The organism is Rhodococcus sp. P4_B6, assembly GCF_056402215.1.
On sequence record NZ_JBFUHV010000004.1, the window covers coordinates 115,445 to 130,002 of the forward strand.

A 14,558-nucleotide genomic window follows, 5' to 3' on the forward strand; every position below is an offset into this window, starting at 1 on the left:
ACCCGGCAAACCGGTGAACGACCCGGGTTTACGTGGCGGCGCCCAGCAGCAGCGGAATCAGCAACTCGTCGTCGGTGAGCGCGCCGTGCTGCCCGGGCAGGGCGGACAGCCGCGACTCCGCCTTGCGCCGGACCACCGCGACACCGCCCTGCGCGATGGCGACGACGTCTCCGATGCGGCCCTGCACTTCGGACCGCACGGCGGGACCGAACAGTCCCGCGGTGACGGCCTCGTCTCTGGTGCCGATCCACATGCGGTGTCCCAGTTCGCCCCTCCACCGGGCGGCGACGTCGTGCGCGGCTCCGGCTCGCGCGTGGACGTGCCTGCACCGCGGTTCGCCTGCGAGCGCCACCACGCCGTCGGAGAGCGCGGGTGTGTCGTCGAAGTCAATTTTGTCGGCGTCGTCGACGGTGACCATGCCGTGGTCGGCGGTGACGTGGAGGGCGGCGCCCGGTTGCGCGATCGCGAGTTCCGCAGCGAGTCTCTCGACGAGCCGGTCGACGAGGTCGAGTTGGTGCAGCCACGGTGCGGATCCCGGACCGTAGATGTGCCCGAGGGTGTCGATTTCGCTGAGATAGCAGTAGGTGAGCGTCCGTTCGCCGGATCGGGCCGCGGTGACGACGTGTGCGATCAGGTCACCGTACGCGTGTATTCCGGCGAACTTCCCGCCGCGGAGGACGGCACGGGTGAGCCCGGACCCGTCGAACTTCGCCGGAACCACGGTGGTGCACGCGATACCGGCTGCCGCGGCACGCTCGAACACGGTCGGTGCGGGCTGCAGGACCTCGGGGACCAGCCGGGTGAGTTCGTCGCCCTTGTGGCCTGCGCGCCACGACAACCAGTTGATCGTGCCGCGGACCTCACGAACGTATGACTGGTAGCCCGTGATGCCGTGACCGCCGGACGGCAGTCCCGTGCCGAACGACGCGATGCTGGTGGCGGTCGTGGTGGGGAACCCCGCCCGGATCGGCCGTCCGGTCAGGCTGTCGAGAAACGGGGCGCGCTCGCGGTGACGACGCAGCAGGCTCCAGCCGAGGCCGTCGATCAGTATCACGACGGTGTGCCTGCTGTCCGGTAGGTGCAGCCGGTTCGGCTCGCCGGCGACACCCAGCGAAGCGAGGACGGACGGCATGAGGTTGGACAGCGTGGGCTGTGAATACACGTCGAGCGGGGGCGCCGTAACGGTCATGACTCCCACTATGGTGGATCGGCCGAGGCTGCACTACGGAGTCGGCTCAGTACAGGTCCACCGGCTGGCCGTCGGAGGGGAACGGCAGCGAGGTGTAGTTGAGCGGGGCGACGTAGCCGGGGCTCACCTGCCAGTCGAATCGCTGCAGCAGGTGGTGCATGACCGTCTTGATCTCGGCGCCCGCGAAGTGCATCCCCAGGCATTTGTGCACGCCGCCGCCGAACGGCTCCCACGCGAACCGGTGGACCTTGTCCTCGCGGCGTTCGGGTGCGAACCGCTCGGGGTCGAACCTCTCCGGGTCGGGCCAGTACTCGGGCATGTGGTGGGTGAAGTGCACGACCACCGACATGTACGTGCCCTTCGGGATGTAGTGGCCGAGCACCTCGGTGTCCCGGACCGCTCGCCGCGCGACCACCGGGACCGGTGGAACGAGGCGCATGCATTCCTTCATGACGAGGTCGAGGTCGGTCAGTTCTTCGAGTTCGGCGTAGCCGGGGGTGGACGTGCCGAGCGCCGCGGACTGCCGCCTGCAGCGCTCCTGCCATTCGGGATGCTGGCCGAGGTACTGCATCATCGTCGACAGCGTGATGGTGGACGTGTCGTGCGCCGCCATCAGCAGGAAGATCATGTGGTTGATGACGTCGTCGTCGCTGAACCGTTGTCCGTCTTCGGATTCGATGTGGCACAGGGCGGAGAACAGATCTTCGCCCGCACCTGCGCGACGGGCCGGCAGGTACCGGCGGAAGAACTCCTCGAGTCGGCGGCGTCCGTCGATGCCACGCTTCCACCGCGTTCCGGGCAGCGGGTACCGCACCACCGACGTGGCGGCCTGCACGCAGTCGATGAAGGCCTTGTTGACCTCGGCCATCTCCCGTGGCGTCGACCCCTCGGCGCCGCCCATGAAGATGCTCGTGGCGAGATCGAGCGTCAGTTCCTTCAGCGCCGGGTACACGGCGAAACCCGGGGTGGGCCGCCAGGTGTCGAGCCCGTTCGCGACGGCCGGATGCAGTGCCTCGGTGTAGCGCGACAGTCGGTCCCGGGTGAAAGCCTGCTGCATGATTCGCCGGTGGACGAGGTGTTCGTCGCCGTCGAGGAGCATGAGCCCCCGGTGGAAGAATGGTCCGATCAGCACGCTCCACCCGTCGCTGTTGACGAAGGCGCGGTCCTTGTTCTGCAGCACGGTCTGGCAGCCGTCGGGGCCGAGCACGGTGACCCATCTCTTGCCGGCCATGCTCAGCCAGGACACGGGGCCGTAGCGGTCCCAGCGGCTCTGGAGCAGTCCCATCGGGTCGCGGAAGTACTCCAGGGAGTGTCCGATGACGGGGAATCCGGCATTCCCCGAGATGGGACTGAGCGTGCTTTCCTGCGGCGGAGCAGCGAGAACTTTGGGCACGGGCACTCCCTCATCGGGTATGTGACAGGACGCCATGTCAGATGTCTGTAGTGTGCGTCACACCAGGTGGTCTGTCAACATCGAGTCATGAGCCAGCCGGCGCGGCAGTACCGCGGGAGAAGTTCGGAGGAGCGCGCGGCCGAACGTCGTGCGCGACTTCTCGAAGCGGGGCTGCAGGTCTTCGGGACCGTCGGCGGCGACAAGGCGACCATGACCGCCATCTGCGCCGAGGCGAAACTGACGGAACGCTATTTCTACGAGAGCTTCCGCGGCCGGGACGACCTGCTGGTGCAGGTGATCGAGGGGATCGCCGCGGAGATCGGCGAGGCTGCGAGGGTCACGCTCCGGACCGTGACGGGCGACCCGGAGGTGCGGGTGCGGGCGGCGATCGCGGCGTTCGTCGACATCCTGACGGCCGACCCGCGGAAGGGGCGGGTGTCGATCATCGAATCGGCGGGCGCCGAACCGCTGCGGACGCGAAGACGTGAACTGCTGCGGGCGTTCGCGCTGCTGGTGGCGGAGCAGGCGAGGGAACTCTACGGCGACCGGGCGTGGTCGTCGCCGCAGGACGAGATCACCGCGCTGCTGTTCGTGGGCGGGCTCGCCGAACTCATGACGGCGTGGCTGAACGGTGAGATCGAGGTGTCTCCCGAGCAGATCGTCGACGCCGCGACCTACCAGTTCACGTCCACCGCACACCGCTGAGCGGGTCCCGGCCGGAAACGTGACGACCGTCACGTGCGAAGCTGTGGGCATGGTGGATATCGCACGCCCGCAGTTGGAGGGCACGGTCGCGGTAGGCGAGGGGCGTCGGCTCGGCTTCGCGGAGTTCGGTTCGGCACAGGGCAGGGCGGTGTTCTGGTTGCACGGCACACCCGGCGCGCGGCGTCAGGTGCCGATGGAGGCCCGGGCGTTCGCCGAACGCGAGCACGTCCGGCTGATCGGGATCGACCGGCCGGGGGTCGGGTCGTCGACCCCGCACCGCTACGGCGCGGTGATCGACTTCGCGGAGGACCTGCGCACGGTCGCCGACACGCTCGGCATCGACCAGATGGCCGTGATCGGCCTGTCCGGCGGCGGTCCCTACACACTCGCCGCGGCGTACGCGATGCCCGACCGCGTGGTCGCGACCGGCATCCTCGGGGGTGTCGCGCCGACGAAGGGTCCCGACGCGATCCGCAGCGGGTTGATGGATCTCGCGGTGCTGGCCGCACCGGTGCTGTCGGCGGGCGGCGTCCCGGTCGGGCTGGCGGCGAGTTCGGTCATCAGGCTGGCGAGGCCGTTCGCGTCGCCGATCATCGACCTGTACGGGCGGATGTCCCCGGAAGGCGATCGCCGTCTCCTCGCGCGGCCGGAGTTCAAGGCGATGTTCCTCGACGATCTGCTCAACGGCGGCAGCAAACAACTCAGTGCCCCGTTCGCCGACCTCGTCCTGTTCGCGCGGRACTGGGGATTCCGGGTGAACGCGGTGAAGACCCCGGTGCGGTGGTGGCACGGCGACTGCGACCACATCATCCCGCTCCGGCACGGGCAGCACATGGTGTCGCTGCTGCCCGACGCCGAGTTCCACACGATGCACGGGGAAAGCCATCTCGGCGGCCTGGGCATGTCGGAGGAAATTCTCCGCTCGCTCCTCGACATCTGGGACGCCAAGGAGGCGCAGGCGCCGTTCGGCCCGGTGTGACGGTGGCGCGGCCCGCGCGCCACCGTCTCGAGGTCAGGACTGCAGGGTGGTGATCTGGAAGGTGGCGCCGAGGGGGTCGGCGACGGAGGCGAGCCGCCCGAACGGGGTGTCCTCCGGTTCGCGCCGGACGCTGCCGCCGAGTTCGGTCACCTTCGCGACCGCCGCATCGGTGTCGCCGACACCGATGTAGAACTGCCAGAACGAGGGGACGCCGTCGGGCAGGAACGAGTCGGCGTCCATGATGCCTGCCACGGTGCGGTCGCCGATGTTGGCCTGGGAGTACCGGAATTCGTCTGTGTCGCCGAGGGTCTGATACGTCCAGCCGAACACGTCCGCGTAGAAGGGGAGCGCGGCCGCGTAGTTGCGCGACAGCGTTTCGTGCCAGACCGGCGCGCCGGGTTCGTCGACGAGGCCGAAGCCGGTGTGCTGGTCGGCCTGCCACACGCCGATGACGGCGCCGGCGGGATCGCCGAGGATGGCGATCGTGCCCTGGTCGCCCACGGCCATCGCGGGCATCATCACCTGGCCGCCCGCCTCGGCGGCCGTCGCCGCGGTGGCCGCGGCGTCCTCGGACGCGAGGTACGTGGTCCACACGTTGCCGTACGGGTTGCCCTGCTGTTGGGGGCCAAGGCCCGCAATGGGTTTGCCGTTCATGCTGAAGATCGAGTAGCCGCCGTACTGCGGATCCTCGCTGGTGTCGGACCTCCACCCGAACAGTCCGGTGTAGAACGGAATGACCTGTTGCGGGTCGGAACTGGTGAGATCGATCCAGCAGGGAGCGCCGGTGAGGGACGGACGGTCGGGCATCGCGGTCTCCTAGGACGTCAGGGGGTTCGAGGCAGCGCACGGTGTGGTGCCGGTCACAAACCTACGCGTGCGCGCGACCCGGCGCCGGTTCGCGATGTGCTGTGGAAGACTCGGCGCATGTCTGTGAGCGAGAACCAGGACAGCCCGGGCCGGGCCCGCCAGAATCTGATCTACCGCGACGGCGTCCTCGGCCGCACCCCCTCCGTTCCCACCGACTTCGACACCCTCGAGCGGCGCGCGCGGCGGAAGATGAGCGCGAAGGGCTGGGCGTACGTTCACGGCGGCGCCGGGCTGGGCCGCACGATGCAGGCCAACCGCGACGCGTTCGACAAGTGGCAGATCGTTCCCCGGGTGCTGCGCGACGTCTCGAAGCGCGACATCGGAGTCGAACTGTTCGGGCGCCGCATTCCGGCGCCGGTGCTGCTCGCTCCGGTCGGCGCCGCCGAACTGGCCAGGCCGGAGGCCGATGTCGCCATCGCCGCTGCCGCCGCCGAACTGGGTGTGCCGTACATCTTCTCCAACCAGGGCTGCGCCCCGATGGAGGAGAGCGCGGCGGCGATGGGCGACGCGCCCCGATGGTTCCAGCTGTACTGGAGCACCGACGACGACCTCGTCGACAGCCTGCTGCAGCGGGCGGCGAACATCCGGGCGGACGCCGTCGTCGTCACCCTCGACACGACGATGCTCGGCTGGCGGCCGGAAGACCTCAACCTCGGTTCGCTGCCGTTCGCKCAGGGGCAGGGCATCGCGCAGTACACGTCCGATCCGGTATTCCGCCGGATCGTGCACGACCGGATCAAGGCGGCGGCGAAGAAGCCGGACGTCGAGGTGACGCTCGGCGCCATCCGGTCGCTGGTGTCGATGACCCGGCGCTTCCCGGGCCGCTTCCTCGACAACCTGCGGTCGCCGGAACCGCGGGCCGCTGTGGAGACGTTCCTCGACATCTACTCCCGGCCGTCGCTGAGCTGGGCCGACATCGAGACCCTCCGCAGTCGGACATCGCTGCCGATCCTCCTCAAGGGCGTGCTCCACCCGGACGACGCCCGGCGTGCGCTCGATGCCGGGGTGGACGGGATCGTCGTGTCGAATCACGGTGGGCGGCAGGTGGACGGCAGCGTGTCGTCGCTGGACGCTCTGGTGGACATCGCGCCCGTCGTCGACGGCAGGCTGACGCTGCTCCTCGACAGCGGAATCCGCACCGGAGCAGACGTCTTCAAGGCGCTCGCGCTCGGTGCCGACGCCGTGACACTCGGCAGGCCCCACCTGTACGGCCTGGCCCTCGCGGGTCAGGCCGGTGCGCGCGATGCCACCGCCAACGTGATCGCCGAGTTCGACCTCACGATGGGTCTCAGTGGTCTGACGTCGGTGGCCGAGATCGACCGGGGCGCCCTGCGCAGGGCGTAGGCCTCAGAGTTCGGCGATGGTGATGATGCCGTCCTGCAGGGCCCGCACCAGCAGTGTCGTCTTGGTGGACGCGTCACGCCCCACGAGTGCGTACTTCTCGCGGATGCGGGTCAGGTGGGTGTTGACCGTGCCGAGGGCGATGTGGAGGTCGGCGGCGACGGCGAGCTTGGAGTCGCCGCGCAGCCAGTGGCGGAGAACCTCGATCTCGCGCGCCGACAACGCCGGCTTCTCCAAGACGCGGGCGACTGGCGGTTCGTCCGTATGTGGGGGGTGCCCGAGTGCGTCGGGTGCAGTGGTCATGCCGGTCTCATCTTTCTGACATGTACAGAAATGACTACAGGTACCCGACGTCCCTGCAGGCAGTTCAGGTTAACTGGTGGTGGCGGTGCGTGTCTCGGCAGGCCCGGTTCAGCTCTCACAGCCGACACCGTCGCCGTCGCGGTCCAGGTGTGTGCCGTAGCCTGGTTCGCCGCGGTGGACCGGTGCGGCACCGGCGGCCTTGGCCGCCGAACAGTTCTTGTAATAGACGTCGCTCGGCCCCGCCGTGTCCACGAAAGGGGCGGGTGCGGGCGCCGGGGCGGGAGCGGGAACGGGGGCCGGTGCAGGCACCACGGCCGGGGCCGGGTCGGTGGTCGGGGCGGGCGCCGCGGCGGGCGTCGCCGCCCCGCAGTCCTGGAGGACCCGGGCGACCGCATCGTGCTCGGCCTGGGTCACCCACAGCCCGTACGCTGCCTTCACCGCCACCTGATCCGACACGTACGTGCACCGGTAGCTCTTGTTCGGGGGCAGCCAGGTTGCGGCGTCGCCGTCCGACTTCTGCTGGTTGGCCGGGCCGTCCACGGCCTTCAGGTTCCGCGGATCGTTCGCGAAGTTCACCCGGGTCGCGGTGTCGAGTTGCTGCGCGCCCTTCTGCCAGGCGTCGGACAGCGCGACGACGTGATCGATCTGCACGGCGCTCGACGTGCCCTCGCCGCGGATGAAGGAGATGGTGGTGCCGGTGTAGGGGTCGTGCAGGGTTCCGGTCTGCACCGCGCAGTCGCGGGTGCCCGGCTTGAACACGATCTGGACGAGGTCGCGCCCGAGGATGTCGTTGCGGGTGTCGCACCCGTTGTGGCCGCCCTCGACCGTGACGTCGTCGGTCCACGCCTGGCCGAACAGATCCCGGTCGTACCCGGTCTTCGGTGCGCGGCCCTTGATCTCGAGGCCGGCGAGCTGCTGCAGCGCGGCGGTCGCGTCGGCGCCGCCGACCACGGCGGGTGTGACCGGTGAGAGTGCCAGCGCAGACGAAACCGGCACCGGTGTCGAAGAACTCGACGTGGCAGCCGCTACCGTCGAAGCGGCGGCCGCGGGGGTCGCGGACACGGATACCGCTGTGGCCTGGGCCGATTGGTCGTCCTGTCCGGGGCTGCTGCACGCGACCGCGGCGACGGCTACGACGATCCCGCCGGTAATCCAGGGCCACTTCTTGCGAGCGGCAGATGATGTGGGCAGGGGAGACGTCATGCCGGTCCTTCAATGAACGTGGGGGGTCGGATGTTCATCGCACGGAAGGTCTCTTCCGTTACTCGGCACATCGCGGGAACTGTTAGCATGCCCCGGGACCGGAATTCGTGCGGGTGGAGGGCGGTATACGGTCGTGACACGACATGTCTTACGGGGGAAATTTCGCACAGCGGCCGTGACGGCCGTGACCGTGATGTCCCTCTGTCTCGGCGGCACTGTCGCGGCCGCCGATCCGGTCGTCGACACCGGTCGGGCGCTCGGTTCCGTGGCGGCGCCGAACGGTTCGAAGCTCGACCACGTCACCGTGATCGATCCGAGACATTTGACGCTGCACGTCTTCTCGGCGTCGATGCAACGCGTCGTGCCGGTGTACGTGCAGCGGCCCGCCGATACGAGCGCGCCGCGGCCGACGCTGTACTTCCTCGACGGCCAGATCCGCCGGGAGAAGACCGATGTCGAAGAGTTTCTGGCCGATCAGAACGTGAACGTCGTCAGCCCGTCCGGCGGCGAGAACGCGTATTGGACGGACTGGAAGAGCCCCGACCCGGTCATGGGGGTGAACAAGTGGAAGACCTTTATGACTCAGGAACTTCCGCCGGTCGTCGACGCGGCCCTCGGAACCAACGGAGTCAACGCGCTTGCCGGCATGTCCCGGGTCGGCACCGCGGCACTGCAGTTGGCGATCGCCGCCCCCGGCCTGTTCCGTGGCGCCGCCGCCTACAGCGGTTGCGCTCTGACCAGTGATCCGCTCGGTCAGCTGCTCATCAAGATCACCATGGACAACTACGGTTACGGCAACCCGGCCAACATGTACGGCGAGCCGGACGATCCGGCGTGGTCGGCGAACGACCCGTTCGTGCATGCCGCCGAATTGCGCGGCACGGAACTGTTCCTCTCCAACGGCAACGGTCTACCGGGGCGCTACGAGACCCTCGACGGCCCCGGTATCGAGGGGAACGTCGGGGTGCTCGCGCGGCAGATCTACGCGGGTGGTCCGATCGAAGCGGTGACCAACTACTGCACGCATCGATTCACGGATCGCCTGGAAGAACTGGGAATACCTGCAACCACGAGTTTCCGTAACTCGGGGACACACTCGTGGGGATACTGGCAGGACGACCTCCACGATTCCTGGCCGGTGCTGGCTCGGGCGCTGGGAGTGTGAGCGAAGTTCCTCCGGTGTTTCCCGGCGGCGAGGTCACCGACGACCTGGAGATCACCCGTTCGCTCGTCGTCCCGGCCGCCGAGTTGCAGTGGCGGTTCTCCCGCGCCGGTGGTCCCGGCGGCCAGGGAGTGAACACCACGGACTCGCGGGTGGAACTCCGGGTGAACCTGTGGACGTTGTCGACCCTGTCTCCCGCCCAGCTCGAACGCATGCAGGTTCAGCTGGGCCACAGGCTCGTTGACGGTGTGGTCAGCGTGACGGCGTCCGAAACCCGTTCGCAACTGCGCAATCGGCGCGCGGCACGGGCCCGGATGGCGGCGCTGCTGCGCGCGGCCGTCCTGGCCGAAACGCGGACCCGGCGTCCGACCAAGGCGACCAAGGGTTCACACCGGCGAAGACTCGACGCCAAGAAGCAACGCGGCCAGACCAAGAGCTTGCGCAGGAAGCCGGACATGTAGGTGGTTTCACGCACCGAGAAATGGGGAACTTCCCGGATGTGTTGCCCCCTCGTGTGTCGGAAGATGAGTACGGAAGCGCCGTCACGGATGACCGGAGACGGCGAGGTCGGGGGATCGAGGGCAGCATGAGTGTGCTTGACGAGGAATTACATTCGGCGGCGACGGCCGCCGCGGCGGGGGATCGCGAGGCCGTGCAGCGGATGACGGCGACGCTGTGGCCGCAGGTGGTGCGGTATTGCCGTACCCGCGTGGGGAATTCCACGCAGGTCACGCGGCCCGCGGACGAGGTGGCGCAGCAGGCGCTGCTCGCGGTGGCGCGGCAGCTTCCGTCCCTCGCCCGCAGTGACCATCCGGTCCGTGAGGTGTACCGCGTCGTGAGCCGGACCGTCGCGGACGCGCAGGGTGGTTCCGGAAGCCCCGACCTCCCGGCGGAAGTGGCCCGATTACTGCACGGACTCGATCCCACCGCGCGGGAGATCGTGCTGCTGCGGGTCATCGACGGACTGTCCGCGCACGACACCGCGGGCGTCCTCGGTCTCCCGGTGGGCCGGGTTCTGGTCGTGCAGCACGAGGCGCTGCGAGCCCTGCGGGCGAAGGTGGCCTGATCGCGTCAGGGCCGGCCGGAAAGTACGCAGAACTCGTTGCCCTCCGGATCGGCGAGCACCACCCAACTCTGCTCGCCCTGACCGACATCCGCGTGCCGGGCGCCAAGTGCGAGTAGCCGTTCGACCTCGGCCTGCTGATCGTCGGGCCGGAAGTCGAGGTGGAGCCGGTTCGGGATCTGCTTGCGGTCCGGAACGGCGACGAACAGGATCTCCGGGTGGCTGTCGGCCCGGGGCCGGATGTGGACGTCGCCGTCGGCGTCGGTCACGGCGCCCCAGCCCAGGGCCTCGGCCCACCAGCGTCCGAGGGCTGTCGGATCGACGGCGTTGACCACCACGGCTTCCCATTGCAGGCCCATGAGTCAACGGTACCGGGGAGCGGCGGACGGCCGTCGCCGATTCACGGCAGCGTCGGATCGATCGGTTCGACGCCGAGGCGTTCGGAGTACTGCTCGTTGAGTGCGCGCCAGCCGTAATTCATCGCGTCGGCGCCGACGATCGGTCCGATCGGGTTGCCGTCGAGCAGGGCCTCGGCGACGTCCAGGCACATGTGCCACCCGGCGGCCGTCATCGCCGCGGTGCGCTGGTCGTCGAGCGTGTGACGCAAAGTCAGTCGCGTTCCCTCGCCGGTTTCCTCGATCGTCCACAGCAGAACGTCGTCACCCCAGGCGTGTTCGAGAACGTGCGGCGCCTCGGCCAGTGTCACGGTGCCGTCGAGTTCGATGCGGTCCGGCCCGTCGACCATGGTCAGGGTGGCGGGACCGACCGTGCCGAGGTCCCGGTCCGAGGTGTACGGCGCCCACTGCGGCAGTTCGCCGGGGTCGGTGAGTGCTGTCCACAGAGCGGCAGGCGAGTGCGTGAACTCGCGGACGAAGGTCAATGCCCATCGGGTGCCGTCAGGTCGTGCTTCGGCGTGCCGGAGTGGGCCGGGGCGATAGTCGCGTCGTGCGTCCGACTCGGTCATGACGAGGTCTCCTTCGAATCGAGGTGCCGCTCGAGGGCGTCGAGGTGGTGTGTCCACAGCCGGCGGTAGGGCTGCAACCACTGTTCGAACTCGTCGAACGGTTCGCGGTGCAGGCTCTCAACTGTTACCGCAATCCCTAAAACTTCCTAGTCCTTCCTGTCACTATTGGATCATGCGCATCGGCGAGGCGGCGAGGCGGCGGCATACCTGAACATGTCGGTGGTGGGGGTCCGGAAGGCCGCGTCGGACGGCCGGTTTCCGTCTCGGCGTACAAGTTCCGATCAGCGAGTATTCGATCGGGAGGATCTCGACATCTACCTGGGTCGACCTACACCGGAGAGCGTTCGGGCCGACAGGGCGGAAGCATTGTATGGCCGGGTGTCCGGCTCTACCGGTCAGGAATCCTCGCTTGCCAATCAAGAGAAGGTGCTTCGTGAGAGTGCCACCGGCACCGTGTACAGGGCCTACAAGGATCGTGGTTCCGGTCTGCGGGAGACCCGAGCGGGACTGAATCGGATGCTCGACGACACAGCCAAGGGCCGGTTCACGGTGGTGCGAGTGGTGTGGCGAGATCGGTTGGCGCGATTCTCCGGTGGCATGGATCGAACGTTACCTGTCGGTGGTCGGCGTTAACCTCGATCTTGCATGCGTCTGACGTGTCGCTCTGATTAGTTTCGGGTTGGGTGTTTCGGGCGTGGATTCGGTGCTCGGCAACGCGCGGTCGCCCGACGCGGTCGGGTGGTCGTCGGGGTCCAGGGCCCCGAAAGTTGATTTCCTTTCGTCTCGGCAGTCGGATTGGTACTGGTCAGAGAGGGTCGGGGATTGCGTTGAGACGGGTCAATGCGGTGATCAGCAAGTCGATCCAGGGTGCGTGGGCGGACAGCCGCAGATGCACTTTTCGTGCGTGACGGGCGATGCGCCCGGCGATCGCGAACAGGCGCAGTCGTAGCCGTTTCGGCTCCCACCGACTGGCTGGGTCGTCGGTGAGCGCGAGCATCTGCATCCATGCGGTGACCTCGACGGCGAGGGCGGCGAGGGCGAGCCAGATCCGATTCTGATCGAAGCCGTGCAGCGGAAGGTTCTCGAGGCCGGTGTCTTTCAGGATGCGGATCCGGTCTTCGCAGCGTGCCCGGCGCCGGTGCCGCAGTTCCAGATCGGGCAATTGTCCACCTTCGGTGTTGGTGACGAACGCGGTCAACCGCAGCCCGTCACGGTCGGTGAAGCGCAGTTGTGCACCGGGGTGGTTGAGTCGGCCCGCAGCGCGGTACCGGTGTCGCCACCGGCCCGTTTCTGCGAGCCGCTCGCCGAACCCGGCGTGCGCGTTTCCACGCACCGGGCTCTCCACGGTCTCTGCCATCAAGCGTGGTTAGCCACTGCCCAGGGATTCGGGATCTTACTGCCGCGGTACCGATATCGTGCAGTCGGTACCCGGCCGAGATTGAACAGTTCGACCCCGTCCGCCGACGGCATCCTCCACGTCCCGTGAGGGCCGATGAGGTGCCGTCGAAGATCTGTCCAACTCCACCGATGCAGCCGTATCCACCAGCGAGCAATCCTGTGCCACACGAAGATGGCGAGGGATTGCAGGACACTCTTGGCTACCGCGTACCGAAAGTAATTGGACCAGCCGCGCATGATCCGGTTGAGCCGGATCAGCACGTCCCTGGGTGGCTGCTGCGACAGCCTGCTCGTCACGGCACGAATCTTGTCCTTCAGCGACCGGAGGGGCCGGTCGGCGATGAACACGTAGACGTACCACTTGTCCGTCCCTTTCTTGCGTTTCCACTGGAGGCGGAACCCGAGAAAGTCGAACCCCTCGCCCATGTGCACCACTCGGGTCTTGGATTCGGAGAACCGAAGCCCCAACGGCGCGATCACATCAGCGATCTCTTCGCGCAAGTCGTTCACATCGTCGCAGCTACCGAACACGAGCACGACGAAATCGTCCGCGTAGCGCACGATTCGCCAGTTCGGCAGGCCTCTCCTACGACGGAGAGCGCGACCTGTCGGGGTGCTCATAGCGCCGCCCGGTTGCCACGGCCCGTGAACGTGCTCATCGAGCACGCTCAGGGCGATGTTGGCCAACAGCGGCGACAAGATGCCCCCTTGCGGCGTGCCGGTCGGATTGTCCTCGTGATGGCCGGTTTCGCTCAGCACTCCGGCCTTGAGGAACGACTTGACCAGCAGCAACACACGCTTGTCTTTGACCCGTTCTCGCACCCGGCCCATAAGGGCCGTGTGCTCGATCGAATCGAAACACGCTTCGATGTCGGCATCCAGCACCCAGCGATAACCCTTGGTGCCGAAATACTGAATCTCCGCGACTGCGTCGTGCGCCCGCCGCCTCGGCCGAAACCCATAGGAGACCGGCAGGAAGTCGGCCTCGAAGATCGGTTCCAGCACCAGCTTCAGCGCCGCCTGAACGACCCGATCCGCAACCGTCGGAATCCCCAGCTTCCGGACTTTCCCGCTGCCGCCCGGTTTGGGAATCTTACGTTCCCGCACCGGAAGCGGACGAAACGAGCCGTCCTTCAACTGAGTCCGCAGATCGTCCAGAAATCCGGACATCCCCACACTCGCCTCCACGTCGGCGACGGTCATACCGTCGACGCCGGGAGTCTTCGCGCCGGTATTGCCCGCAACCCGTTCGAACGCCACACGCAATGTGGCCGGATCGTGCACGAAGTTGAACAGGTCATCGAACCTGCGGCCGGAATCGGCCGCCGCCCAATGGTGAAGCTTGGCCTGCATCCCCGATACCCGAGCACGTGGGCCCGGTGGGTCCGCGATGTCCGGGGCGACGATGTTCACCGCCGCGTCTTTCGGCATTACAGTCTCCTTCCCTTCTCGATACCGCTGCCGCCCTTCCCCATGTGCCGGGCTTTCCCCGGCTCGGAGTACTACGACGGCTCCGCCCCATCCCGACCTGATCGGCGGTCGGTGCGCCCAACCGTCCCCACGGACCGGATGCCCGTAGGTCGGTAAGACCGAGATGGTTCCCGTGTTCACTGTTGTTCGCTCGACGGAGGAGGAGCCCGACTCTGTCCCTGCGGCATCACCACGGCTACCCCGCAGCAATTTCACCGTGGTCTCCCGGCCAGCCGACCTATCCGACCCAGGAGTTCCCCACCGACGACTCGGTGGGTGCGCACCGCTGCCGGCCCAGATCCGCCAGATTCGAGCCGGTGCAAGATGAAGAGACGTAAACGCCGGTTCCTCTCGTACTCCTTTCCGTCCCGCTCGCCGGACCCGCACCATCTGGCAGTGCTGACACGTCCCGGCTTTGTCAGGGCTGCTTCCCGCCCTCCCCGGCACCACCCGGATCAGGCTGCCCTCAGCTCCACCGTCCTGCTGCGACAGGATCGGCGATGCAGGTCTTTCACCTCCAT

Annotated in this window: 16 protein-coding genes; 7 read left to right on the forward strand and 9 right to left on the reverse strand. The window is 67.7% G+C overall.

The genetic code is table 11. From position 1 onward, the window contains the following. Positions 1 to 28: 28 nt before the first annotated feature. Together AC1DWT_RS03000 and AC1DWT_RS03005 are read right to left on the reverse strand one after the other, a co-directional pair. Positions 29 to 1,189, reverse strand: coding sequence for an alkaline phosphatase family protein (locus tag AC1DWT_RS03000; protein ID WP_072947501.1), 1,161 nt, complete (start codon positions 1,187 to 1,189; stop codon positions 29 to 31). A 46-nt stretch (positions 1,190 to 1,235) separates the two neighbouring features. Continuing rightward, positions 1,236 to 2,582: a cytochrome P450 gene (locus tag AC1DWT_RS03005; protein ID WP_477919661.1), complete on the reverse strand. Its 1,347-nt coding sequence runs from the start codon at positions 2,580 to 2,582 to the stop codon at positions 1,236 to 1,238. Between the two features lie 87 nt (positions 2,583 to 2,669). Between AC1DWT_RS03005 and AC1DWT_RS03010 the strand changes: the two genes are divergently transcribed. Together AC1DWT_RS03010 and AC1DWT_RS03015 are read left to right on the forward strand one after the other, a co-directional pair. Further along, positions 2,670 to 3,287 (forward strand): TetR/AcrR family transcriptional regulator, encoded by a 618-nt coding sequence (locus AC1DWT_RS03010; RefSeq protein ID WP_072947499.1) that lies wholly within the window; start codon positions 2,670 to 2,672, stop codon positions 3,285 to 3,287. Between the two features lie 49 nt (positions 3,288 to 3,336). Next, the gene (locus AC1DWT_RS03015; RefSeq protein ID WP_477919663.1) at positions 3,337 to 4,266 is read left to right on the forward strand and encodes an alpha/beta fold hydrolase; all 930 of its coding nucleotides are present in this window, start codon (positions 3,337 to 3,339) and stop codon (positions 4,264 to 4,266) included. A 33-nt stretch (positions 4,267 to 4,299) separates the two neighbouring features. On the opposite strand, the gene AC1DWT_RS03020 is transcribed toward AC1DWT_RS03015, so the two are convergent. Then, positions 4,300 to 5,073 carry a VOC family protein gene (locus AC1DWT_RS03020; protein ID WP_072947497.1) on the reverse strand — a complete coding sequence of 258 codons (774 nt, stop codon included), beginning with the start codon at positions 5,071 to 5,073 and terminating at the stop codon, positions 4,300 to 4,302. A gap of 117 nt (positions 5,074 to 5,190) precedes the next feature. Here AC1DWT_RS03020 and AC1DWT_RS03025 point away from each other — a divergent pair, with 117 nt between their 5' ends. Beyond that, complete coding sequence (locus tag AC1DWT_RS03025) at positions 5,191 to 6,477, forward strand: alpha-hydroxy-acid oxidizing protein (protein ID WP_477919665.1); 1,287 nt, start codon at positions 5,191 to 5,193, stop codon at positions 6,475 to 6,477. A gap of 3 nt (positions 6,478 to 6,480) precedes the next feature. Here AC1DWT_RS03025 and AC1DWT_RS03030 read toward each other — a convergent pair whose 3' ends face one another. Next, the gene (locus tag AC1DWT_RS03030; RefSeq protein ID WP_072947495.1) at positions 6,481 to 6,777 is read right to left on the reverse strand and encodes a response regulator transcription factor; all 297 of its coding nucleotides are present in this window, start codon (positions 6,775 to 6,777) and stop codon (positions 6,481 to 6,483) included. 108 nt (positions 6,778 to 6,885) lie between these two features. Beyond that, positions 6,886 to 7,980: a GmrSD restriction endonuclease domain-containing protein gene (locus tag AC1DWT_RS03035; protein WP_477919668.1), complete on the reverse strand. Its 1,095-nt coding sequence runs from the start codon at positions 7,978 to 7,980 to the stop codon at positions 6,886 to 6,888. Between the two features lie 175 nt (positions 7,981 to 8,155). Here AC1DWT_RS03035 and AC1DWT_RS03040 point away from each other — a divergent pair, with 175 nt between their 5' ends. From AC1DWT_RS03040 to AC1DWT_RS03050, 3 genes are all read left to right on the forward strand, one after another. Then, positions 8,156 to 9,145, forward strand: a complete 990-nt coding sequence (locus AC1DWT_RS03040; RefSeq protein WP_477919669.1) for an alpha/beta hydrolase — start codon at positions 8,156 to 8,158, stop codon at positions 9,143 to 9,145. Continuing rightward, a complete protein-coding gene (gene arfB / locus AC1DWT_RS03045) occupies positions 9,142 to 9,603 on the forward strand; it encodes an alternative ribosome rescue aminoacyl-tRNA hydrolase ArfB (protein WP_477919671.1) in 462 nt (153 codons plus the stop codon). The genes AC1DWT_RS03040 and arfB overlap by 4 nt, the downstream gene beginning before the upstream one ends. Before the next feature lie 125 nt (positions 9,604 to 9,728). After that, complete coding sequence (locus tag AC1DWT_RS03050; RefSeq protein WP_378672699.1) at positions 9,729 to 10,208, forward strand: sigma factor-like helix-turn-helix DNA-binding protein; 480 nt, start codon at positions 9,729 to 9,731, stop codon at positions 10,206 to 10,208. Positions 10,209 to 10,213: 5 nt separating this feature from the next. Here AC1DWT_RS03050 and AC1DWT_RS03055 read toward each other — a convergent pair whose 3' ends face one another. Then, the gene (locus AC1DWT_RS03055; RefSeq protein ID WP_206014922.1) at positions 10,214 to 10,564 is read right to left on the reverse strand and encodes a VOC family protein; all 351 of its coding nucleotides are present in this window, start codon (positions 10,562 to 10,564) and stop codon (positions 10,214 to 10,216) included. 41 nt (positions 10,565 to 10,605) lie between these two features. Then, on the reverse strand, positions 10,606 to 11,169 hold the full coding sequence (locus tag AC1DWT_RS03060; protein ID WP_477919674.1) for an SRPBCC family protein: 564 nt from the start codon (positions 11,167 to 11,169) through the stop codon (positions 10,606 to 10,608). A 213-nt stretch (positions 11,170 to 11,382) separates the two neighbouring features. Between AC1DWT_RS03060 and AC1DWT_RS03065 the strand changes: the two genes are divergently transcribed. After that, positions 11,383 to 11,802, forward strand: coding sequence for a recombinase family protein (locus tag AC1DWT_RS03065; RefSeq protein ID WP_477919714.1), 420 nt, complete (start codon positions 11,383 to 11,385; stop codon positions 11,800 to 11,802). Between the two features lie 172 nt (positions 11,803 to 11,974). Here the strand turns inward: AC1DWT_RS03065 and AC1DWT_RS03070 are convergent, their stop codons facing one another. Together AC1DWT_RS03070 and ltrA are read right to left on the reverse strand one after the other, a co-directional pair. After that, on the reverse strand, positions 11,975 to 12,526 hold the full coding sequence (locus tag AC1DWT_RS03070; protein ID WP_477919675.1) for a transposase: 552 nt from the start codon (positions 12,524 to 12,526) through the stop codon (positions 11,975 to 11,977). Next, complete coding sequence (gene ltrA, locus AC1DWT_RS03075) at positions 12,526 to 13,998, reverse strand: group II intron reverse transcriptase/maturase (RefSeq protein WP_477919677.1); 1,473 nt, start codon at positions 13,996 to 13,998, stop codon at positions 12,526 to 12,528. Before ltrA ends, AC1DWT_RS03070 begins: the two co-directional genes overlap by 1 nt. Positions 13,999 to 14,558: the final 560 nt, after the last annotated feature.

Coding starts and splice junctions, on each gene's coding strand:
- AC1DWT_RS03000 (WP_072947501.1), bottom strand. CDS start 1,189: ATGACCGTTACGGCGCCCCCGCTCGACGTGTATTCACAGCCCACGCTG.
- AC1DWT_RS03010 (WP_072947499.1), top strand. CDS start 2,670: ATGAGCCAGCCGGCGCGGCAGTACCGCGGGAGAAGTTCGGAGGAGCGC.
- AC1DWT_RS03020 (WP_072947497.1), bottom strand. CDS start 5,073: ATGCCCGACCGTCCGTCCCTCACCGGCGCTCCCTGCTGGATCGATCTC.
- AC1DWT_RS03030 (WP_072947495.1), bottom strand. CDS start 6,777: ATGACCACTGCACCCGACGCACTCGGGCACCCCCCACATACGGACGAA.
- AC1DWT_RS03035 (WP_477919668.1), bottom strand. CDS start 7,980: ATGACGTCTCCCCTGCCCACATCATCTGCCGCTCGCAAGAAGTGGCCC.
- AC1DWT_RS03050 (WP_378672699.1), top strand. CDS start 9,729: ATGAGTGTGCTTGACGAGGAATTACATTCGGCGGCGACGGCCGCCGCG.
- AC1DWT_RS03055 (WP_206014922.1), bottom strand. CDS start 10,564: ATGGGCCTGCAATGGGAAGCCGTGGTGGTCAACGCCGTCGATCCGACA.
- AC1DWT_RS03060 (WP_477919674.1), bottom strand. CDS start 11,169: ATGACCGAGTCGGACGCACGACGCGACTATCGCCCCGGCCCACTCCGG.
- AC1DWT_RS03065 (WP_477919714.1), top strand. CDS start 11,383: ATGTCGGTGGTGGGGGTCCGGAAGGCCGCGTCGGACGGCCGGTTTCCG.
- AC1DWT_RS03070 (WP_477919675.1), bottom strand. CDS start 12,526: ATGGCAGAGACCGTGGAGAGCCCGGTGCGTGGAAACGCGCACGCCGGG.
- ltrA (WP_477919677.1), bottom strand. CDS start 13,998: ATGCCGAAAGACGCGGCGGTGAACATCGTCGCCCCGGACATCGCGGAC.